Genomic DNA, 20,112 nt, shown 5'->3' with positions numbered 1-20,112 from the left:
GTTTTTTGTAAGAAAATAAGGCGCAGTTGCCGGTCTCGCTTGCCTTCTTCGGTGGAGAATGCTTGTCACAGCGCTAGTTAAGGGCAAGACCAACAGCAGGAACGCGTACTCAGGGAAAATCCGAACATTCTTATGGGCTGCTCCTTATACATGGCTTAAATTTTCGGCAAGCGACTCTAAAGCGGGGAAATCGAGAATTGCATAGCCCTGTTTTTGTTTTTCGATCAGCTTGTCTTCACGAAAGCTGGTAAAGGTTCGCAGCAGGTGGCGATAGCTGACATTCAAGATCGCCGCACAGGTGGTCAACTGAAAGGAAAAGTGTTGATTTTCTTGATGCGCAAGAATAAATTTGGCCAACCGTGTCTCTACAGGTTCCGTCAATGAATTCGCTAAGTTGATCCCCGAATTCAAGCGGGAACTGAGCAACTGACAGATGGTTTGCAAAAAGCGGACGTCTTGTTGCAAGGTGTTGCGGTAGCGATTCAAAGGGATGCAGACACAGACGCAAGCAGAAGCGGCTTTGACACTGCTTTTCGGCAAGAGTTCCCATAAAGAGGAAGCTTCTCCTAATGGTGCAGCTGGCTTGGCGTAATCGATACAAATCGTTTGGGTATCCGAAGAGAAGGAATAGACCATCACGGTTCCTTCTACGAGAAAATACAAGTATTCAGAAGGCGTACCCGTTCGAATCAAGTGCTCTTCTTTTTCAAAGGAATGCAAAGTGGCCATCGCTAACAAATCATTGTCCATATAAGATTGCAGATCGTATGTGTCAATGTAATTACTGAGGCGTGCGGTATCATCGATTTTTTTCATGGAAATCAGCCACTCCTGAATGGTTTTCTTTAAGTATAGCTTAGTTCCCCTTTTGACTCAACACGAACGATAAATAAAATCTAATGTAAATTGTATGTAAAAATAAGGTAAAATAGGACATGTGTCACTTCATTTTGACGGGATACTTGGTATGATTTGAATGTAAGAAAGCTTCAAACCATTAGGAGGAGAAAAAATGCCATTGAAACGAATTGTTAAAGGAATGTTAGGAATTGCGTTAGTTGCCGCATTGACCGGCTGTGGGAATGGGAGCAGCAGCAGCGACAGCAGTGCCGCAGCCGAAAAAGAAAAGCTGGTGGTACAATTCGTACCGACCAATAATGACGGCTCGATGCAAGCCAAAGCAAAACCGTTTGCTGAGTATTTATCAAAAAAATTAGACCGTGAAGTAGAAGTAACGTTAGCAACGGATTATTCGACGATCGTAGAAGCGATGGCTTCTGGACAAGTTGATTTAGGGATCATGCCGCCAGCCGCTTATGTTCAAGCCAAAGACATGGATGCAGCTGAAGCGATTTTGACTTCTCAATTAGGTGCTTATGATCCAGAGACGGGCTTGCCATTAGAAGGGGAAAAAACCAATACCTTCAAAGGGGAAATCTTGGTCCGTGCGGATAGCGATATGACAGAATTAACGGACTTAAAAGGGAAAAAAATCGCCACATTGAGTCCAAACTCTGCCAGCGGCTATATTTACCCAGTTGCCGAGTTGAAAGATGCAGGAGTTGATCCAACGACGGATGCTACATTAACGACGGTGAATGATATTCCAAGTGAGATCACTGCAGTCTTGAATGGTCAGATGGACGCCGCCTTTGTGTTCCAAGGGGCACGAAATGTCTTTGCGTCAAGCTTCCCAGACAACGACTTATTCAAAGACCTAAAAGTCCTTTACTTAACCGAAGGGGACATCCCGAATGACGCCATTGCCGTTCAACCGACGATGGATGCTGAACTAAAAGAGCAGATCAAAGAAGTGTTCTTGAATATGGCAGACGATGAAGAAGGCGCCGAAGCAATGAGCTTGTGGGGACACCAAGGGTATGAAGAAGCAGCTGATTCTGCTTACGATACCATTCGCGACTATACTAAACGAGCAGCAGAGTAAAAAATCAGGGATTGCGGTAGAAGGATAACGGGACACGGAGATGTGCAGCGATTTACTAGGGGAATAGGTGGAATACGCAGTACCAGTGCATTTTTTAGTGAAATAGACCGTGACCGATTGGGGAAACTTTGCCGCGGTCCCTACATAATGGAGAAAACAGATGATAACTTTTGAGAATGTATCCAAAGTCTACCCAAATGGGGTCAAAGGATTACAGAACATAGATGTAACGATTGAGCAAGGTGAATTTGTGGCCATCATTGGCTTGAGCGGTGCTGGTAAGAGTACCTTTTTGCGCTCGATCAATCGCTTAGTGCCAATCACTGAAGGAGATATCCGGATAGACGGCAAATCAGTCACGAAAGCCAATAAAAAAGAATTGCGCTTGATTCGTCGACAAATCGGATTGATCTCGCAAAGCTTCAATTTGGTCAAACGCAGTACCGTTCAAAAAAATGTTTTGTCTGGGCGCTTGGGGTATTACGGGACCTGGAAAAGTATTTTAGGGTTGTTTACGAAAGAAGACTACGAAAGAACGAAAGAAGCGCTAGCGACTGTCGGCTTGTCAGACAAACTGCAAACGAGAAGCGACCAGTTGAGTGGGGGGCAACAGCAGCGGGTATCCATCGCCCGTGCCTTGGTCCAACAAGCGCCGGTGATTTTAGCAGATGAACCTGTGGCATCACTAGATCCCATCACGACAGAGAAAGTGATGGAGGATCTGAAGAAGATCAATCAAGAAATGGGCAAAACGATTGTCATCAATCTGCATTCGATTCCCTTGGCTCGTCAGTATGCGACAAGGATCATTGCCTTAAAAGCAGGTGCGATCGTTTTTGACGGCAACGCAGCCGCTTTGACAGATCAGCGTTTAGAACAAATCTATGGCAAAGCAATTTTTGAAGAAAAGGCAGGAGAAATCGATGAAACTGAAAGAAACAGTTCATTTTAATTGGTACAAACACCTGCTGCTGGTTCTTTTATTGCTGCTCTTTTTTCAAAGTAGTGCCTGGATCACAGGGGCTGATTTTGCACAAGTGTGGTCGAATCGCAGCCAGATGACGGCTTTCATGGCTCGCTTTTTGCACCCAGACTTTAGTTATCTACCGCAACTGATGATGCCCTTGATCAAGACATTGCAGATGTCCTTTTTAGGCACCGTTTTAGGAGTAGTCGCAGCGATACCGGTGAGTCTGTTGGCGACAACAGTCGTGACAGAAAGCCGTTGGGTCTCGGTGCCGATGCGTTTTCTCTTAGGTCTGGTGCGGACGATCCCCAATCTATTGTTGGCGGCATTGTTCGTAGCTATTTTTGGAATCGGTGAAGCCACTGGTGTTTTGACCATCGCGGTCTTTACCTTTGGTATGGTTTCACAGTTGATGTTCCAAGCGATCGAAACCATTGATTTTGCGCCGATCGAAGCAGCAGCGGCGGTAGGAGCGAATAAATTTCAAGTGACCGTTTGGGCGATCATTCCCCAAGTCATCAGCCAGTTTGCCAGCTATACTTTTTATGCCTTTGAAGTCAATGTTCGAGCTTCGACGGTGTTAGGGTATGTGGGTGCTGGCGGGATTGGGGTCATCTTGAACGCCTCATTGGCATTGTTGAATTATGAGCGGGTCTCGATCATTATCTTGACGATTTTGCTGACGGTAGCGATCGTTGATTTTCTCAGTGAGCGGGTAAGGAGGTCTTTCCTATGATGATCAGAGAAGTGAAGAAAACGACTTGGCTGTTATGGGGGCTCTTTGCTGTCTTACTAGTTTTATCCGCTGCGACGCTGGATTATTCTGGATTAAGCACCTTTTCCTTAGCGATGGGAAGAGATGTCTTGCAAGGGCTGAGTCAGCCAGACTGGTCCTTCTTTTATGACGGCAGTGGGGAAGATCTGTGGAGCTTGTTGTTACTGACGATCGGGATCGCTTGTCTAGGAACGATGATTGCAACAGTCTGCGCGATTCCAGTGACCTTGCTGAGTGCCGCCAACCTATGGACCTCGACACCCTGGGTCGCAAAAATCGGCAAAATGATCTGCAATATCTTGCGGGCATTTCCCGAGCTGGTTTATGCGATTATTTTTGTCCGTGTGGTAGGTCCAGGACCTTTTGCTGGAGTTATGGCGATCGGTGTCCACCAGATCGGTATGCTGGGCAAGTTGTTTACCGAAGAAATGGAAGCCATGGATGAGCGCTTGACGGAAGAGATGCAAGCAGTCGGTGCCAATTTTTGGCAGACGATGTTTTTCGTGCGGGTCCCTTACTTAGCACCCATCTATAGTTCCTTTGCATTGAATCATTTTGAAATTGCGGTCCGCAGTGCGGCAACATTAGGGTTAGTCGGTGCTGGCGGGATCGGTGCACCATTGATTTTTGCTATTCAAACCAGAACCTGGAGCAAGGTAAGTATTATTTTGTTGGGCGTCGTTGTGACCGTCTTCTTATTAGACCAGTTGACTGGAATCATCAGAAAGAAATTGAGATAAACCTATGAATGTATTGCATATATCAGATATCCATTTTCGAGAAAGTTACCTGCCTTGTGAAGAAGGGTATCAAGGAATGCTGGCAGCCATGCAAAATCCTTTGATTCCTCTTGAAGAGTGTATCCAAGATGCCAAGGCGCGAGCAGCGATCGATTTGGTGGTGATCAGCGGCGATTTGACCGAAGATGGCGCGCCTGCCGATTATGCCTCTTTGAAGCAATATTTAGAAAAAGCCTTTGGCTCAGTGCCCATCGTAGTAACGCTAGGCAATCATGATATCAAACGGCATTTTCGCCAAGGCTGGCAAGGCAAGTCAGTAGAAACCGCCAGTGATACACCTTTTAATCAAGTCTATGAAACGGAGACATTGGCGATCGTGACTTTCGATAATTCCTGCTATGGCTATGCCGACGGTATCGTAGATGAGCGACAGTTTGAATGGCTGCAAGCCACGCTGGCACAGCTCAAAGAGAAAAAGATCGTTTTTGTGACACACCATCATTTGTTGCCCGACCAAGCAAGCACGCCGGCATGGGCCGGTGCCAATCGTTTGGTGGCATTATTGCAGCAGTATCAAATCTCTTGTATTCTCAGTGGACATACCCATCATGCGTTTACGGGAACGATCGCAGGGATTCCTTACTATACTGTGGCAAGTATGTCGTTTGTCGGGGAAGATGAAGGCGATGGGATGGTCCGTTTTGAAGAACGCTATGGATACAATTTGTATCGTTTCGAGGAAGGTGCATTGGTTCATCAATCCTCAGAAAACTATCGACCGAAACGTGTATTGATGCGGGTCAACATGCAAGGATAAAAAACAGACGTTCCGTCAACGCTGCCTTTAGCAGCAGGAAAGGAACGTCTGTTTTTGTGTGAAAAAGGCTTAACTTTGATTGCCAAAGGTTTTGACAACTTCAATCGTGCCGTCGATATGAAAAAACAAGGTATAATTTTCTTCGGTTTTGATGCCATCAAAACGGCGGGCATAATACGTGACCGCGTCTTTGAAGGTTTGTGGGGGAACCCCTAAAAAATCAGCGCATGCCGCCAATGTTTTGCAGCCTTCTTCAAAACAAGCGATGATATCATAGGGCGTGACCACGATCGCAGAACCAATGTCGCGGGCTTTGCGTTCTTGTTTGCGTTTTTCGTTGGTGTCTTGGGCGGTAATGTCGCCAGCACTGGTCAGATAATGACCGATTTCTTCACCGATGGTGCTCAAGAGGTCTTCTTGTGATTGGTCAGGGTTCAAGTAAATATGGTGATCGATGTACAATCCTTGCTGACCATCAGGCATATTTTTATCGAAAATAAAGTGCAAGTCTGGGTAGGCGGCCATCAGTTCTTCTACTTTATCCATTTCCATCATTCCTTTTGGGCGTGCCGCTGTTTTATAAATTCAATATAGCTGAGGATATCTTCCATCTGCTCATCGGTGACGTCATCATCAATATGGGCCGCAACGGTTTGAACTTTTGCAGAGGGCTGCGTAAAGCCTGACGGGACTTGTCTGCCTAATAAAAAATCGGTGGATACTTGAAAAATCTCCGCAAGTTTGACGATGGTCTCGCCATCGGGTTCGTTACGATCATTTTCGAAATGCGAATACGCTGCGCGGGTGATTCCCAGCTGATCTGCGATCTGCTGTTGGGTTTGATTGGTTCGTAGTCTGAGTGTTCTTAGCCGTTCGCCAAGCATGAGTGATCGCCTCCTTTTTTGTAGTATAGCACGTTAGATATAATTTGTATCTATTTTTGTGTTATTTGATATAAAAAATATCACATCAGTTGACGATACGAATCGTATCTTTTATACTGGAAACAGATGATATGAATCGTATCAAAAGAAGGGGGGAGGATCATGGATACATCGATCGTAACAGTTGTCTTGCCGTCACTCATTACTGGTGTACTTACCTATTTGGCTACCCGAGTATCCAGCAAAGCGAATTTGGAACAAACGAATATCGAAAATGCCCAGAAGCTTTACCTAAAATATGAACAGATCAATCAAGAATTGACCCATAAAATCGATCAGTTGGAAGAAGAAGTCCAAAAGACCGCCAAAACCTACCAAGAAGAAGTCTTAGTTTATCAAGGAAAGCTTGCTACTGCCCAAAGCGAAAGGGATTTTTTGCGGGCAGAAAACCAGGTGCTGAAAGAATTACAGCGAGGGAATCAAGTGCCTGTGGCGCGTGAAGAGAAGCAACATTCAGCCGTTGGCTAATAAAAAAAACTGCTTATCCGTCAATAAGCAGTTTTTTCGATTAGTTGATCATTTGTTCATTGACATAGGCAGCATAAAGCGGGTGGTTGTTGATTAATTGTGCATGGGTACCTTGACCGGTAATGGTGCCTTTTTCTATAAAGTAGATTTGGTCGGCATCCACGATGGTCGATAAGCGATGAGCGATCACTAATGTCGTACGTCCTTCCATCAGATGATCCAACGCCCGCTGGACTTTTTCTTCTGACTGAGAATCTAGGCTGGCAGTCGCTTCATCCAGCATCAGCAGCTTGGGATCCCGCAAGAATGCTCGAGCGATGGCGATCCGTTGTTTTTGACCACCAGATAGTTTGACGCCGCGTTCACCGATTTGTGTTTCTAGTTTTTCGGGGAACTCTTGGACGAACTGATCGGCATAAGCCAATGCCAGTCCTTGCCACAATTCCTCCTCTGACAGTGTTCGGTCCAATCCGTATTGCAAGTTTTCCCGAATCGTACCAGCAAAGACCGCACTGTCTTGGGAAACATAGCCGATCTGTGCCCGCCAGTTTTGCAGATCAATATCAGCTATCGGCTGATCTCCAATCAGCAAGCGCCCGCTGGTGGGCTCATAAAAGCGTTCCAGTAAAGCAAAAATCGTGGATTTTCCGCCGCCGCTTGGTCCTGCAAAAGCAATCACGGTGTTGGGTTTGGCTTCAAAAGAAATGTTTTGCAAAATCGGCCGTTTGGGAACGTAACTGAAATCGATTTGTTCTGCTCGTAAGACTGCTCCATCGATGGCGGCTTTGGGTGCTGCTTGAATTGGTTCTAGCGGCGTATCCAAAATTTCTTGGATCCGTTCCGTAGCACCCATCGCTTTTTGGACTTGTGAAAAGAACATTGCAAACGTTGTTACAGGCGCAATAATATTAAAGAGATACAGTAGAAAAGCGATCAATGCGCCGCTCGTCAAGGTGCCGGCTTGCACACGGATCGCGCCATAACCGAGAATTCCTACGAGTAAGCCCAGCATGGCCGTCGTCATGATTGGCTGCAAAATCGCACTGACTTTCGCATCCTTGACCCCGAGGGTAAAAATTGCCCCAATGTTGCGCCGACCGTTTTCTTGTTCACTGGCTTCTCCGTTGCTGGCTTTGATCAAACGGATCTCTGAGAGTTTTTCGCTGGCATCCGCATTGAAATCGGCGGTCGCTGCTTGCAACTGGCGTCCTAGTTTTGACATGATCTTGCCGATTGGCCACATGATCAAGGTGATCAAAGGCACCGCACTGAACATGATCGCAGCCATCTTCCAGTCCATCAAAAACAAGATGATCATCGAACCGACCAATTGGATCAAGCCAGTGACAAAGCTGGGAAATTGCGAGGTGACTAGCTCTTTGATCACGGAAGTATCATTGACGAGTCGCGAACTGCTTTCCCCCGACTTGTGGTCATCAAAATAGCTGACTGGCAAATGCAGCAGATGTTTCCAAAGACGTTCCCGCAACGTTTTCACAGCACTTTCTCCCACATAGCGCAAGAGAAAGCCGCCTAAAGTCCCTACGCCTAATTGCAGCACAAAGGCTAGGATCAAAACGACCAGCATGGAGGTGCTGAACGTGGGGGTGCCGCTGGCATCGACTAGCGTTTTCGTCAGCTGCGGCACGACCAAACTGGCGGCACTTGTGATCAGGCTAAAGAGCATCCCTAAAAGAAACAAGCCTTTCTTAGGATTGACACTGACGATCAGGTGGATAAAGTCTTTCATTTTAAATTTGTTTTTGTTCACTGTTGGTGTCGTTGTTTCCATTCGTTTTCCTCCGCAGCAAGCAAGATGGCTCACTGCTTTTTCTTTTTAATTAGGTGTTATTAGAAATCCTGCCAATCCTCCTCGGCTGCTTCGTCTTTAGAAGCGGAAGTCGGTCTTGCTTTGCGGTCTTGTCCAAACCCGTAGGCATCAAAAAAGTTGCCTTTTACCCATGTGTACCGTGGATCATTCGCCTCGCTATTATCAAACGGCCCAAACGGCCCAAACGGCTCAAATGGTCGATTGCCAACCATGCCGCGATGTCCAGGAAACGGCATTTGCCGCATGGCTTCCTCGATCTGTTTTTTCATTTTGCGTCGCTCATCAACGCCCATTTCTTGCCAAGTATCTTTCATTTGTTGCCTCATTTTTCGGCGCTCGTCATTCGACATTTCCTGCCAATTTCCGCCCCATTGCTTCACCATTTCTTCCCGAATCTCTTGCATGGCTTGCAAACGATCCATTGGGTCAATAAAGCGTTGTGCCTGCTGTTGGAAGTCCGTCTCCCACCCAGCGGCAATGTTTTCAAGCAGACGAGCAAATTCGGTTTGTTCCTCCTCTGAGAGCCCTGCAAAAAACGACTGACTGCTGGTGGCTTCTTTTTGTGCCAGTAATTTTTCTGCTTTTTTTCGGCCAGTTTCTGTCAGGTAGATTCGTTTGATCCGTTTGTCAGCAGCATCTTCTTTGCGCTGAATATCGCCACTATTTTCCATTTTCTTCAATAGTTCCGCTAGAGAGCTTGGCCGTAGGTCTAAGACTTCTGCAAGATAACTTTGCACCAAGCCGTCTTCTAAATTTAAAACGGCCAGGACACGTTGCTGTCCCGAAAGGCGCTGGTTGTTTTGACTCATAAAGGCATTGCTGGCTTCGCTGATAAAACGAAGCTGTTTCATTAAGTGGTCGGTCATTGTACTCATGGTGTACACTCCTTTTGGTTTATCGTTCGGTACCTAACGATATCGATGAGTTGATTATAGTTCGGTACCGAACGAATGTCAATAAGAAGCAGCTGAGAGTTTTTTCTAACAAAAAGTAAGCAGAATGATTGGCTTACTAAAAGTAAGTTTGGTATGCTGAGTCCATCGTTAAAGAAACCACAACAAAAGGAGTACAAAAGAATGGTCTTTGGATTTGGGAAAAAAGAACAAATAATTGAAAAAGAAGTAATTAAAGAGGTGTATCGCACCCCTGAAAAGAAAAAAGTGCAAAAAATCGGGATCATCGTTGGCAGTACGAGAGAAGGCCGCGTGAGTCCGCAAGTAGCCAATTATGTTTTACAAACAGCACGCGCGCATAGCGACCGCTCGTTTGAAATCATTGATATCAAAGACTATGACTTGCCATTTATGGGTACAGGTGAAGTGAACCAAGCGTGGAACGAAAAAATCGCTGAGTTAGACGGCTACCTCTTCATCGTACAAGAATACAATCATGGCATATCAGCTTCCTTGAAAAATGCGTTGGACAGCGCTCGAGAGGAATGGTTCAACAAAGCAGCAGCGATCGTCAGCTATGGTTCGGCAGGAGGGATTCGTGCCGCTGAGCAAGTTCGCTTGATTTTGGCGGAACAAAAAGTAGCCACGGTGCGCACCAATCCTGCCTTCAACTTATTTACTGATTTTGAAAACTTTGCCACCTTTACCCCTGGCGAGCATATGACTGCAGGAATGAACGACATGTTGACGGAATTATTGGACTGGGCAGACACATTTGCCAATCGTTAAAAAAACAAACGAAAACAATCTTAGGAGGAACCTATCATGAAATTTGGTATTATTTTAGGCAGTACAAGAGAAGGACGCGTAAGTCCGCAAGTCGGAGCATATATTCAAGAAATTGCTAATCAACGGTCAGAGCATCAGTTTGAGATCGTTGATGTAAAGGCATTTGATCTACCGTTTATGGGAACAGCTGAGCCAAACCTGGCATGGAACAAAAAAATTTCTGAATTAGATGGCTATATCTTCATCGTGCAAGAATACAACCACGGTTTTGCAGCTTCCTTGAAAAATGCCGTAGATTCTGCTCGGGAAGAATGGTTTGATAAAGCTGCTGGGATCGTCAGCTACGGTTCTGGCGGTGGGATTCGGGCCGCTGAACAATTGCGCAACGTATTAGCTGAACAAAAAGTTGCCACCGTGCGGACCAACCCAGCCTTCAACTTATTTACTGATTTTGAAAGTTTCAGTACCTTCAAACCCGGTGCGCACATGGCGGCGGGTGTCAATGATATGCTAGATGAATTGTTGTTGTGGTCAAAAGCTTTTGCAACGATCCGCTGATCTGTTTTTAAGACACAATCATTTATAAGCGATCCTTTGCTGTTTCATCCCATGGATGGAACAGCTTTTTTGGCGTCTGCCAAGCAAGGGTTCGATTGGCAAGGGTGTTTCACTGAAAGAAAGACCAAAAATCGGGTATACTAGAAGAACAGAAGCTGCGTGCAACAGCAATCGATTTTTTTCCAAAAACCTGCACGCTGCCAGTAACAGAGGAGTGAACAAGAGCATGAATCTACTTTTTGCGATTGATGATCGATTCAGTGAACAATTAAAAACAACGTTATATTCAATCAAACGTCATACGACAGCAGCATCCTTTGATGTCTATGTCTTACAAGAAAAAGAATTGAGCCATGCTGCAGAGCTGGAGGCTTTTTGTCAAAAGCTGGCGATGACCTATCATCCCATCATCATCGGTTCTGGCTCGATTTTTAAAACCGCGCCAGTCAGTGATCGCTACCCTGAGTCGATCTACTATCGATTATTGGCACAAAATTACTTGCCGCAGCAAGTGGAAAAAATCCTGTATCTGGATGCGGATATTTTGTGCATCAATGATTTGCGCCCCTTGTATGAGCTGACGTTAGGGGATTTTCTGTATGCCGCCGCCAGCCATTCTAAGCTGACAGAAGTAACAACAGTCATCAATAAAGTCCGTTTGCGCAATTATGAGTCGGAAGGCTACTATAATTCAGGCGTTTTGCTGATGAATGTGCACCAGCTGCGGCAAGAGGTCAAAGAAGCAGAGATCGCAGCGTTCATTGAGAAAAATCATTTGAACCTCTTTTTGCCAGATCAAGACATTTTGAATGGGTTGTACGGCGATCGGGTGCTGGCGATCCCTGATCAGCTCTACAACTATGACGTACGAAAAAACCGTACCTATGAAACGATCAGTTTAGGGGAATGGAGTTTGGATTGGGTCATCGAGCATACCGTTTTGTTACATTTTTGCGGCAAAGAGAAGCCATGGAAAAAAGGCTACCGCAGCCGCTACGGGGCGCTATACAAGTATGTGGAAAATGAACGACGGAAGTTTGAAGAAAAACAATCAAAGTAGCTGTCATTGAATATAATTATCTTGAAAGAAACGTCCACACGGGCGTTTCTTTTTTAAGCGTTCTATTCTGCTTTTTTTCGATTCGATGGTACGATGAAATGAGAGAGTCATGAAAAAAAGAAGGAGTGGAGAACATGAAATTTTTGATTTGGCTGGTCTGTGTGATCGGCATCGAAGCAACAGGAATCATCTCGAGTTTGTTTGCAGGAGACATCGCTGGAACGTATGCGCAAATGGAAAAACCCTTTTTAGCCCCTCCTGGTGGGATCATTGGGATCGTTTGGACGATTTTGTATGCCTTTATGGGAACAGCATTGTATCTGTTGATCGTAGCCAAAGTCAATCCAGCGCTTAAAAAGAATGCCTATATCTTCTTTGCGATCCAGCAAGTACTAAACTTCTTGTGGAGTATCGTTTTCTTTGGCTGGAATGCTTACTGGGCAGGAACGGTCATTATTGTCTTGTTAGTCCTATCAGTGATTATTTGTATGATCCTCTTTGCTCGCATCGACAAAAAAGCAATGTACTTGTTTATTCCTTATTTGATTTGGTGTCTGTACGCAGGCTACTTAACGATTGGCTTAACTTTATTGAATGCCTGATAGAAAAACCCTCTTCCAAGCGTCGTGTTGGAAGAGGGTTTTTTCTTTTAGATATAGTCTTCAGTCAATTCCATAAAGCTGGCAACATCTTTTAGGACCATGTCGATCCCTGCTTGCCAGAAGTCTGGTTTTGTTAAATCAACACCAAGGTGTTTTTGCGCCAGTTCTTCCGTCGTCATTGAAGCAGTATCTTGCAATAAAGCAATGTACTCTTCTTCAAAGCTAGACCCTTTTTCATTGGCATACGCATAGATCCCCATGCTAAAGAGGTAACCAAAGGTGTAAGGGAAGTTGTAAAACGGCACATCATCAATAAAGAAGTGCAATTTGGCTGCCCAGAAATGTGGATGATAAGTTGCTAACCCATCCGCATAGCTTTCTTTTTGCGCCGCTGTCATCATTTCCGTGATTTGCTCCGCTGAAACTAAGCCGTTTTGACGGGCTTGGTAGAAGCTGTTTTCAAAAATAAAGCGTGCATGGATGTTCATGAACATCGCGATCGCATTTTGCATTTTGGCATCCAATAGATTGATTTTTTCTTCCTTCGTTGTCGCTTCTTTGAGGGTTGCATCAGCAACGATCAATTCAGCAAAGGTACTTGCTGTTTCGGCGACGTTCATGGCATAGTTGCGGTTTAATTCTGGTAGCTCCCAAAGAACGCTGCTGTGAAACGCGTGACCTAACTCATGGGCAAGCGTCGCTACTTCGTTGACTGAATTGCTGTAGGTCATGAATATACGTGACTCTTTGGTTTCTGGCAAGCTGGTGCAATAGCCGCCAGGACGTTTGCCAGGACGATCTTCTGCTTCGATCCAGCTTTTTTCAAAAGCAACTTGGGCAAAGTCAGCCATTTTCGGACTGAACTTACGGAAGTTTGTCAAAATAAAGTCAGCTGCTTCATCAAAGGTGTAGGTTCTTTCTTCCATGTCCCCAAGGATGATCGGCGCATCTTGATCTTGCCATTCCATTTTTTCTTTGCCGAAAAGCTGGGCTTTGCGGGTCAAGAAATCAACGATCGGCTGTTTGTTCTTTTGGATCGTGCCCCACATAGCATCCAATGTCGCTTTTTGCAGACGATTGTATTCTAATGGTTCTTTCAAGTAATCAGTGACACCGTGAAGCTTGAAGGTAGAAAGGCGGAAGCCGTCTAAATGGTTCAAGGTATCTGCAAAGAGGTCTTCTTTTTCTGCCCAAGTCTTTTCCCAAGTGTCAAATAAACGTGCACGAACTTCTGGATCTGGATCACCCATCATTTTATTGAAGGCTTGACCAGCGGACAAGTTGATCGTCGTGCCGTCTTCTTGAAGGAAAGGAATTTCGATCGAGGCAACGATCGTATCGTAATGTTGGCTCCAAGCATTTAAGCCATCTAAATTTAACGTGTTGATGATGGTTTCTTCTGCTTCAGATAACAATTCTTTGCCGTCGCGACGAATCTCGCTTAGACGAAAAGCGATTGGTGCTAAGTTTTCCGCGGTAAGTAAAGCGGTCCAATCATCCTCAGAAATTTCTGTCAATTTTTTCGAGAAAACGGTTTGTGCTGCTTGCAATGCTGGCAGTTTTGCGTAGAGGTCGCCTGTCAGGATTTTGGCTTTGCTGTCGTTGACATTCGCTGAAAGCAAGGCATTGATAAAGCTGCCACATTGTGAAAATCCCTGATTGATTGTGCCAGAAAGTTCGATTAATTCCTCTAATTTTGTCGCATTGTCTGTAGCGTTTGGTGCCCAAGCGTCAACTTTTTCACGGTAAGTTTTGATTTCTTCTTCCAGCTGGCTCATGCGTTCTTTTAATTGAACAGAATCACTGCCTCCTGGAAAAATTGTTTCTAGATCCCAATTGATTGAATAGGTCATTCCTATCAAACCCCTTTCTTTTCCTACGATCTTATTAAGTATAGCATAGCCACATTTAGTCGCAACCATCGGATTTTTTTAATCGAAAAAGGAAAGCTGTTGGTTGAAAAAGTTCTTTTCTTTCGCAAGCTTTGCCTGCATTGGTCGGGGACGTCAAAATCAAAGAAAAGAACAAAATCGATCATTTTTTCATTCTCATCAAATTCTTATTTAAAAATTGCTGAATAAATATTACATAAAAAAAAATAACAACGAGTAAAAAAACGCTCGCAAGAAGATATTCACTCTTTATTGCATAATGACAAATGCTTTGCATAATGAAGGCGAAATACGTCGCTTGGTAAGCGCATACATTCTTGTACTATGTAGGCGTAATCAAAACAAAGGAGGATGTAAAGAAATGTCAAATGCTATTCATGTTTTTTCAGAAATCGGCCGCTTGAAGCAAGTCATGCTCCATCGCCCTGGTCGAGAATTAGAAAACCTCGTGCCCGATCATTTAAATCGCTTGTTATTTGATGATATTCCCTTTTTGGAACAAGCAAGGGCTGAACATGATCAATTTGCCGATGTATTGCGTAATAATAATGTGGAGGTGTTATATTTAGAAGATTTAGCAGCAGAAGCGTTAACTAGTCAAGAAATCAAAGAGCAGTTTATCAAGGAATATTTAGAAGAAACAACGTTACAAAGCCCAGAAATCATTGCTGAAATTACCGATTATTTCTTATCTTTTGAAGATAACCGTCAATTCATCGATAAAACGATGGCAGGTCTAGCGAAAAATGAATTGAAATTGCCCCATAGTCAAAGCTTAGCTGGTGCTGTGGATGACCAGTATCCGTTTTTGATCGATCCAATGCCGAATTTGTATTTCACTCGCGATCCGTTTGCGACGATCGGTAACGGGGTTTCCTTGAATCGTATGTATTCAGAAACAAGACGTCGTGAAACATTGTATGGCAAATACATTTTTGCTCATCATCCAATGTTCCAACAACAGCCACCGCACTTGCTTTATGACCGTGATCAGCCAACACGAATTGAAGGTGGCGATGAATTGGTTCTGTCAAAACGAGTGTTAGCGATCGGGATCTCCCAACGAACAGATGCCACTTCCATTGAACAGTTGGCTCGTAATGTGTTCCAACATGAACCAAGTTTTGAGTACGTCTTAGCTTTTGATATTGGTCAAGAACGCAAATTCATGCATTTAGATACGGTATTTACAATGGTTGATTATGACAAATTTACGATCCATCCAGAAATTGAAGGCGAACTGACCGTTTATTCAATCTCACGTGACGGGGATGGCGTAACCATCAAAGAAGAAAAAGATACGTTAGAAAACATTTTGTGCCGCTACTTAGAATTAGATGCAGTGGAATTGATTCGCTGTGGGGGGAACGATTTGGTCGCTGCAGCTCGGGAACAATGGAATGACGGTTCCAATACCTTGACGATCGCACCTGGTGAAGTCGTGGTCTATGACCGTAACACGATCACCAATCAAAAATTAACTGAAGCCGGCATCAAATTGCATAAAATCTCCGGCAGTGAATTGGTTCGCGGCCGTGGGGGCCCTCGCTGCATGAGCATGCCATTTATCAGAGAAGATATTTAATCTAGAGGAGGAATTACTAATGAAACAAGTATTTAAAGGAAGAAGCTTCTTAGCAGAAAAAGATTTTACGAAAGCCGAGTTAGAATACCTTATTGATTTTTCCATCTATTTGAAACAGTTGAAAAAGCAAAATATTTCTCATCGCTATTTGGAAGGCAAGAACATCGCCCTCTTATTTGAAAAAACGTCGACTCGGACACGGGCGGCATTTACGACGGCTGCCATCGATCTTGGTGCCCATCCAGAATTTTTAGGTGCGAATGATATCCAGCTAGGCAAAAAAGAATCCGTTGAAGATACCGCCAGAGTTTTAGGCAGTATGTTTGATGGCATTGAGTTCCGCGGGTTCAGCCAACAAGTCGTTGAAGATTTAGCCAAATTCTCTGGCGTTCCTGTTTGGAATGGCTTAACCGATGAATGGCATCCAACCCAAATGATCGCTGACTTCATGACGATCAAAGAAAACTTCGGTACATTAGAAAACATTACGTTAGTCTATGTGGGCGATGGCCGAAACAATATGGCGAATAGTTTGTTAGTGACGGGGGCGATTTTAGGTGTCAATGTTCGCATCTGTGCACCAAAAGAACTTTTCCCAGCTGAAGAAGTGACAGACTATGCCAACAAATTTGCCAAAGAATCTGGCAGTCAGCTGATGGTAACAGACGATATTCAAAAAGGCGTCAAAGATGCCGATGTTCTGTATACCGATGTTTGGGTTTCAATGGGGGAAGAAGACCAGTTTGAAGAACGGGTGAAGCTGTTGAAAGCTTACCAAATCAACCGCGAAATGGTAATGGCTACTGGAAAACAAGACGATGGCTTGATCGTGCTTCACTGCTTGCCAGCGTTCCATGATACGAATACGACGTATGGAAAAATGATTGAAGAAAAATTCGGCATTTCTGAAATGGAGATCACAGACGACATTTTCCGCAGTCAATGGGGCCGTCAATTTGAAGAGGCGGAAAACCGAATGCACTCGATCAAAGCAATCATGGCAGTAACCTTAGGCGATCTCTTTATTCCTAGAGTGTAAGAAGGAGCAGTGAGCAGATGAGTGAAAAGAAACCAACGATCGTTGTCGCCCTTGGCGGCAACGCTATCCTAGCAGATGATGCCAGTGCCAAAGGGCAAAAAGAACGGCTTAAACAGACCGTCGAGTATTTAATTCCCCTGATCCAAAAAGATGTTCATTTGATCATTACCCATGGGAATGGGCCTCAAGTGGGAAATTTGGTTTTGCAGCAACAAGCCAGTGATTCTAGCAAAAACCCAGCGATGCCTTTAGATACCTGTGTGGCAATGACGCAAGGCAGTATTGGCTATTGGTTACAAAATGAGCTGAGAATCCAGTTGAAAGAAGCCCAAATGGCTAAGCCGGTGGTGACAGTGGTGACGGAAATTACAGTCGATACCCAAGATTCAGCATTTGCCCATCCGACCAAACCGATCGGTCCTTTCTTAACGGAAACAGCTGCCAAAGAAGCCATGGCGGCAACAGATGCCATCTATCGTGAAGATGCTGGTCGTGGTTGGCGGAAAGTCGTTGCCAGTCCAGCACCACAAGCGATTCAAGAAGTTGCCAGCATCAAGGCGCTGATTGAACAAAACACGATCGTTATTTGCGCAGGCGGCGGGGGCATTCCCGTGTTAGATAATGGGCTGGGGGTTGAAGCCGTGATCGATAAAGATTTTGCTTCTGAAAAATTGGCTCGTTTAGTCGATGCGGATCAGCTGATCATTTTGACGGGCGTGGAAAAAATCGCTTTGAACTTTGGCAAGGAAAATGAGCAGTGGTTGGATCATGTGACCGCCGCTGAATTGGAAACCTATGTCGATGAAGGGCATTTTTCACCGGGAAGCATGTTACCGAAAGTACAAGCAGCTTTGAATTTTGTCAAAATGGGCACGGAAAAACGGGCAGTGATTACTTCCTTAGATAAGCTGGCAGAAATTGAAGACGCTGGTACACAGATCACCTGGAAATAAGCGAAGTAGCAAAGCAAGTCCAAAACATTGGAGTGAGAGAAATGATCGACTACCAAATAAAAGATCCATCAACAAGAGCGAATAGCTTTCAATGGCTGGAAGAAGAAAATCAACAGCGGTTGAAGGAGCATATTTACTGCCGTACGTACAAAAAAGGCCAAGTGCTTTTTTATGAAGGCGACGTAAGAGATCGGATATTCCATGTGATCGAAGGTCTCGTACGGATCGAAAAAACCGACGGAACTGATTCCTATTGTTATGTAGATTTTGTTGGGCCTGATCAGTTATTTCCTTTGATTGGCTTGTTTGAAAGAGACAACTATGATGTATCGGCATTCGCTGCAACAGACATTGTCGTGCAGTTTGCAGCGATGTCGCTGTTTGAACCGCTGGTTGTTTCATCTACAAGTCAGTTGCTGTGGCTGAATCAGCAAATGAGCCAGCAGTTGGAGAAGCAAAGACGCCGAGTGGAGTACTGTGTCACCTCTAGCGCGCAGACAAGAGTCGTCAATACGATCGGTCTCTTGATGATCGAGCACGGACAGTCACAAGGAGAGCAGATTCGCATTCCTTTTCCAGTTTTTATCAATGATATCGCTAAATACAGTGGAACGACGCGAGAGACGGTCAGTCAAACCATCAAGGCGCTCGTGCACAAAAGAAAGATTTATTATCGTTACAAAGAACTCATTATTTATGACAAAGATTATTTTTCCCATGTTGCGAATTGACCACAGACAGACTAGCTGTTGGCAATTTGCACCTAAGATTGATTCAATAGAGGAGGAACGAAGATGAAAAAAAAGCAAAAAGAAAAAAAGTCGCTGACATCGTTCAGTATCTTATTTCTGATCATTATTGCGTTGACGGTCGCTTCTTGGCTACTAGCTGGTCAGCCCTTTGCACCTTCATTACCAGCAGGCCAAGAAGAGATGGTCAGCCAAGTCGTCGGTGCCAAGTTTTCTGATTTCTTTATGGCGCCTTTTAACGGATTTCGTGATGCGATCGAGATCTGTGTGTTTATTCTTTGTTTGGGTGGCTTTTTGAATATTGTCACACGAACAGGCGCTTTAGAAGCTGGTATTCAGCATTTAGTCAAAAAACTCAAAGGCAACGAGTTGATTTTGATCCCGATTTTGATGGTGTTGTTTTCAATTGGTGGCTCAACTTATGGAATGGCGGAAGAAACGATTCCGTTCTATTCCTTATTAGCAATCACAATGGTGGCATCGGGCTTTGATACGATCGTCGCAGCAGGAACCGTCATGTTGGGGGCGGGTGCCGGTGTGATCGGCTCCACCGTTAACCCTTTCGCTACTGGGGTGGCAATGGATGCCTTACGAAGCATTGATATTGCTCCGAATAATGGCACGATCCTAGTAGTTGGCGCATTGCTTTGGTTAGTCACGACCGCGTATTGTATCTTTGTGGTGATGTCTTATGCAAAAAAAGTCAAAGCCGACAAAGGCTCCACGATCTTATCGCTGCAAGAGCAAAAAGAAATGGAAGAGCATTTTGTCAAAGACACGAACGAAGCCTTGGCGTTTACGCAAAAGCATCGCTTGATTTTGACGATTTTTGGCTTATCCTTTGTGATCATGGTGGTTTCCTTGATTCCTTGGGGCGACTTTGATATCCATGTGTTTGACGGTTGGACCGCCTTTTTGACCGGGAATAGCTTCGGTGAATGGTATTTTGGTGATTTGGCTATGTGGTTCTTCTACGTCAGTATCATCATTGCATTGATTCAAGGATTCTCAGAAAAAGAAATCGTGACCAACTTTATCGATGGGGTCAAAGACATTTTATCCGTTGTCTTGATCATCGTTGTGGCACGGGGGGCTTCCTACATTATGCAAACGACGTACTTGGATCTGTTTATTTTGGATCGGGCTTCCCATCTTTTAGAAGGGTTATCACCTGTCCTGTTCGTAATTGGCGCCTATATTTTGTATCTGCTCTTATCGTTCTTGATTCCATCGACTTCAGGACTGGCATATGTATCGATCCCTATCATGGGTGCCTTGGCGCAAAGCATCGGACTCAATCCGAACGTCATGGTCATGATCTTTACTGCTGGTTGCGGATTAGTGAATTTGATCACACCAACTTCTGGCGTCGTGATGGGCGGATTGGAGCTGGCGCGGGTCAACTATTCTACTTGGACTCGCTTTATGCGCAAACCGTTACTGGTTATCGGAATTTCCAATCTTGCCATTTTAATCTTCTCGATGTTGTTCTTGTAAGCTGCGTT

At 44.7% G+C, this 20,112-nt stretch carries 21 protein-coding genes; 15 read left to right on the top strand and 6 right to left on the bottom strand.

Translation table 11 applies throughout. The annotated features are described in order from the left end of the window. Positions 1-144: 144 nt before the first annotated feature. Complete coding sequence (locus IGI71_RS16055; RefSeq protein ID WP_005230657.1) at positions 145-816, bottom strand: cyclic nucleotide-binding domain-containing protein; 672 nt, start codon at positions 814-816, stop codon at positions 145-147. A 196-nt stretch (positions 817-1,012) separates the two neighbouring features. On the opposite strand from IGI71_RS16055, the gene IGI71_RS16050 reads away from it, so the two are divergent. The 5 genes from IGI71_RS16050 (at position 1,013) to IGI71_RS16030 (ending at position 5,244) form a co-directional block, all read left to right on the top strand. Next, positions 1,013-1,945 carry a phosphate/phosphite/phosphonate ABC transporter substrate-binding protein gene (locus IGI71_RS16050; protein ID WP_010748969.1) on the top strand — a complete coding sequence of 311 codons (933 nt, stop codon included), beginning with the start codon at positions 1,013-1,015 and terminating at the stop codon, positions 1,943-1,945. 160 nt (positions 1,946-2,105) lie between these two features. Then, positions 2,106-2,897, top strand: a complete 792-nt coding sequence (gene phnC, locus IGI71_RS16045; protein WP_010748970.1) for a phosphonate ABC transporter ATP-binding protein — start codon at positions 2,106-2,108, stop codon at positions 2,895-2,897. Continuing rightward, complete coding sequence (phnE, locus tag IGI71_RS16040; protein ID WP_010748971.1) at positions 2,869-3,648, top strand: phosphonate ABC transporter, permease protein PhnE; 780 nt, start codon at positions 2,869-2,871, stop codon at positions 3,646-3,648. The genes phnC and phnE (IGI71_RS16040) overlap by 29 nt, the downstream gene beginning before the upstream one ends. Then, positions 3,645-4,427 (top strand): phosphonate ABC transporter, permease protein PhnE, encoded by a 783-nt coding sequence (gene phnE, locus IGI71_RS16035; protein WP_010748972.1) that lies wholly within the window; start codon positions 3,645-3,647, stop codon positions 4,425-4,427. Before phnE (IGI71_RS16040) ends, phnE (IGI71_RS16035) begins: the two co-directional genes overlap by 4 nt. A gap of 4 nt (positions 4,428-4,431) precedes the next feature. After that, positions 4,432-5,244, top strand: a complete 813-nt coding sequence (locus IGI71_RS16030) for a metallophosphoesterase family protein (RefSeq protein WP_430615921.1) — start codon at positions 4,432-4,434, stop codon at positions 5,242-5,244. A gap of 69 nt (positions 5,245-5,313) precedes the next feature. Here IGI71_RS16030 and IGI71_RS16025 read toward each other — a convergent pair whose 3' ends face one another. Continuing rightward, positions 5,314-5,790, bottom strand: a complete 477-nt coding sequence (locus IGI71_RS16025) for an ImmA/IrrE family metallo-endopeptidase (protein WP_010748974.1) — start codon at positions 5,788-5,790, stop codon at positions 5,314-5,316. Positions 5,791-5,795: 5 nt separating this feature from the next. Beyond that, positions 5,796-6,128 (bottom strand): helix-turn-helix domain-containing protein, encoded by a 333-nt coding sequence (locus tag IGI71_RS16020; protein WP_010748975.1) that lies wholly within the window; start codon positions 6,126-6,128, stop codon positions 5,796-5,798. 162 nt (positions 6,129-6,290) lie between these two features. Here IGI71_RS16020 and IGI71_RS16015 point away from each other — a divergent pair, with 162 nt between their 5' ends. Further along, entirely contained in the window at positions 6,291-6,656 is a 366-nt protein-coding gene (locus tag IGI71_RS16015) for a hypothetical protein (RefSeq protein WP_008380201.1), read from the top strand. 40 nt (positions 6,657-6,696) lie between these two features. On the opposite strand, the gene IGI71_RS16010 is transcribed toward IGI71_RS16015, so the two are convergent. After that, entirely contained in the window at positions 6,697-8,448 is a 1,752-nt protein-coding gene (locus IGI71_RS16010; protein ID WP_430615920.1) for an ABC transporter ATP-binding protein, read from the bottom strand. Between the two features lie 59 nt (positions 8,449-8,507). Further along, positions 8,508-9,362 carry a MarR family transcriptional regulator gene (locus IGI71_RS16005; RefSeq protein WP_010748989.1) on the bottom strand — a complete coding sequence of 285 codons (855 nt, stop codon included), beginning with the start codon at positions 9,360-9,362 and terminating at the stop codon, positions 8,508-8,510. Between the two features lie 201 nt (positions 9,363-9,563). On the opposite strand from IGI71_RS16005, the gene IGI71_RS16000 reads away from it, so the two are divergent. The 4 genes from IGI71_RS16000 (at position 9,564) to IGI71_RS15985 (ending at position 12,389) form a co-directional block, all read left to right on the top strand. Then, a complete protein-coding gene (locus IGI71_RS16000; protein ID WP_430615918.1) occupies positions 9,564-10,169 on the top strand; it encodes an NADPH-dependent FMN reductase in 606 nt (201 codons plus the stop codon). A gap of 36 nt (positions 10,170-10,205) precedes the next feature. After that, positions 10,206-10,727 carry an NADPH-dependent FMN reductase gene (locus tag IGI71_RS15995; RefSeq protein ID WP_010748987.1) on the top strand — a complete coding sequence of 174 codons (522 nt, stop codon included), beginning with the start codon at positions 10,206-10,208 and terminating at the stop codon, positions 10,725-10,727. A gap of 226 nt (positions 10,728-10,953) precedes the next feature. Then, the gene (locus IGI71_RS15990) at positions 10,954-11,787 is read left to right on the top strand and encodes a glycosyltransferase family 8 protein (protein WP_010748986.1); all 834 of its coding nucleotides are present in this window, start codon (positions 10,954-10,956) and stop codon (positions 11,785-11,787) included. 134 nt (positions 11,788-11,921) lie between these two features. Next, positions 11,922-12,389 (top strand): TspO/MBR family protein, encoded by a 468-nt coding sequence (locus IGI71_RS15985; RefSeq protein WP_010748985.1) that lies wholly within the window; start codon positions 11,922-11,924, stop codon positions 12,387-12,389. A 47-nt stretch (positions 12,390-12,436) separates the two neighbouring features. On the opposite strand, the gene IGI71_RS15980 is transcribed toward IGI71_RS15985, so the two are convergent. Further along, positions 12,437-14,242, bottom strand: a complete 1,806-nt coding sequence (locus IGI71_RS15980) for a M3 family oligoendopeptidase (RefSeq protein WP_010748984.1) — start codon at positions 14,240-14,242, stop codon at positions 12,437-12,439. A gap of 400 nt (positions 14,243-14,642) precedes the next feature. On the opposite strand from IGI71_RS15980, the gene arcA reads away from it, so the two are divergent. The 5 genes from arcA to IGI71_RS15955 all read left to right on the top strand — a co-directional run bounded on the left by arcA (position 14,643) and on the right by IGI71_RS15955 (position 20,104). Next, the gene (gene arcA / locus IGI71_RS15975; RefSeq protein ID WP_010748983.1) at positions 14,643-15,866 is read left to right on the top strand and encodes an arginine deiminase; all 1,224 of its coding nucleotides are present in this window, start codon (positions 14,643-14,645) and stop codon (positions 15,864-15,866) included. Positions 15,867-15,885: 19 nt separating this feature from the next. Beyond that, complete coding sequence (gene argF / locus IGI71_RS15970) at positions 15,886-16,905, top strand: ornithine carbamoyltransferase (protein ID WP_010748982.1); 1,020 nt, start codon at positions 15,886-15,888, stop codon at positions 16,903-16,905. A gap of 17 nt (positions 16,906-16,922) precedes the next feature. Beyond that, positions 16,923-17,858 carry a carbamate kinase gene (arcC, locus tag IGI71_RS15965; RefSeq protein WP_430615917.1) on the top strand — a complete coding sequence of 312 codons (936 nt, stop codon included), beginning with the start codon at positions 16,923-16,925 and terminating at the stop codon, positions 17,856-17,858. Positions 17,859-17,899: 41 nt separating this feature from the next. After that, positions 17,900-18,589 carry a Crp/Fnr family transcriptional regulator gene (locus tag IGI71_RS15960; protein WP_005230704.1) on the top strand — a complete coding sequence of 230 codons (690 nt, stop codon included), beginning with the start codon at positions 17,900-17,902 and terminating at the stop codon, positions 18,587-18,589. A gap of 63 nt (positions 18,590-18,652) precedes the next feature. Continuing rightward, positions 18,653-20,104 carry a YfcC family protein gene (locus tag IGI71_RS15955; RefSeq protein WP_010748979.1) on the top strand — a complete coding sequence of 484 codons (1,452 nt, stop codon included), beginning with the start codon at positions 18,653-18,655 and terminating at the stop codon, positions 20,102-20,104. Positions 20,105-20,112: the final 8 nt, after the last annotated feature.

It is taken from the genome of Enterococcus sp. DIV1279b, assembly GCF_050531515.1.
GTDB classification, from domain to species: Bacteria; Bacillota; Bacilli; order Lactobacillales; family Enterococcaceae; genus Enterococcus_D; species Enterococcus_D casseliflavus.
This window is presented reverse-complemented; position numbering and strand designations above follow the sequence as displayed.

What these genes read in the sequence shown, in the direction of transcription:
- argF (WP_010748982.1), top strand. Translation starts at nt 15,886, where the DNA reads ATGAAACAAGTATTTAAAGGAAGAAGCTTCTTAGCAGAAAAAGATTTT.
- IGI71_RS16020 (WP_010748975.1), bottom strand. Translation starts at nt 6,128, where the DNA reads ATGCTTGGCGAACGGCTAAGAACACTCAGACTACGAACCAATCAAACC.
- IGI71_RS16055 (WP_005230657.1), bottom strand. Translation starts at nt 816, where the DNA reads ATGAAAAAAATCGATGATACCGCACGCCTCAGTAATTACATTGACACA.
- IGI71_RS15980 (WP_010748984.1), bottom strand. Translation starts at nt 14,242, where the DNA reads ATGACCTATTCAATCAATTGGGATCTAGAAACAATTTTTCCAGGAGGC.
- IGI71_RS16030 (WP_430615921.1), top strand. Translation starts at nt 4,432, where the DNA reads ATGAATGTATTGCATATATCAGATATCCATTTTCGAGAAAGTTACCTG.
- IGI71_RS15960 (WP_005230704.1), top strand. Translation starts at nt 17,900, where the DNA reads ATGATCGACTACCAAATAAAAGATCCATCAACAAGAGCGAATAGCTTT.
- phnE (WP_010748971.1), top strand. Translation starts at nt 2,869, where the DNA reads ATGAAACTGAAAGAAACAGTTCATTTTAATTGGTACAAACACCTGCTG.
- IGI71_RS16050 (WP_010748969.1), top strand. Translation starts at nt 1,013, where the DNA reads ATGCCATTGAAACGAATTGTTAAAGGAATGTTAGGAATTGCGTTAGTT.
- IGI71_RS16025 (WP_010748974.1), bottom strand. Translation starts at nt 5,790, where the DNA reads ATGGATAAAGTAGAAGAACTGATGGCCGCCTACCCAGACTTGCACTTT.
- arcA (WP_010748983.1), top strand. Translation starts at nt 14,643, where the DNA reads ATGTCAAATGCTATTCATGTTTTTTCAGAAATCGGCCGCTTGAAGCAA.
- IGI71_RS16000 (WP_430615918.1), top strand. Translation starts at nt 9,564, where the DNA reads ATGGTCTTTGGATTTGGGAAAAAAGAACAAATAATTGAAAAAGAAGTA.
- IGI71_RS15990 (WP_010748986.1), top strand. Translation starts at nt 10,954, where the DNA reads ATGAATCTACTTTTTGCGATTGATGATCGATTCAGTGAACAATTAAAA.
- IGI71_RS15995 (WP_010748987.1), top strand. Translation starts at nt 10,206, where the DNA reads ATGAAATTTGGTATTATTTTAGGCAGTACAAGAGAAGGACGCGTAAGT.
- arcC (WP_430615917.1), top strand. Translation starts at nt 16,923, where the DNA reads ATGAGTGAAAAGAAACCAACGATCGTTGTCGCCCTTGGCGGCAACGCT.
- phnC (WP_010748970.1), top strand. Translation starts at nt 2,106, where the DNA reads ATGATAACTTTTGAGAATGTATCCAAAGTCTACCCAAATGGGGTCAAA.
- phnE (WP_010748972.1), top strand. Translation starts at nt 3,645, where the DNA reads ATGATGATCAGAGAAGTGAAGAAAACGACTTGGCTGTTATGGGGGCTC.
- IGI71_RS16015 (WP_008380201.1), top strand. Translation starts at nt 6,291, where the DNA reads ATGGATACATCGATCGTAACAGTTGTCTTGCCGTCACTCATTACTGGT.
- IGI71_RS16010 (WP_430615920.1), bottom strand. Translation starts at nt 8,448, where the DNA reads ATGGAAACAACGACACCAACAGTGAACAAAAACAAATTTAAAATGAAA.
- IGI71_RS16005 (WP_010748989.1), bottom strand. Translation starts at nt 9,362, where the DNA reads ATGAGTACAATGACCGACCACTTAATGAAACAGCTTCGTTTTATCAGC.
- IGI71_RS15955 (WP_010748979.1), top strand. Translation starts at nt 18,653, where the DNA reads ATGAAAAAAAAGCAAAAAGAAAAAAAGTCGCTGACATCGTTCAGTATC.
- IGI71_RS15985 (WP_010748985.1), top strand. Translation starts at nt 11,922, where the DNA reads ATGAAATTTTTGATTTGGCTGGTCTGTGTGATCGGCATCGAAGCAACA.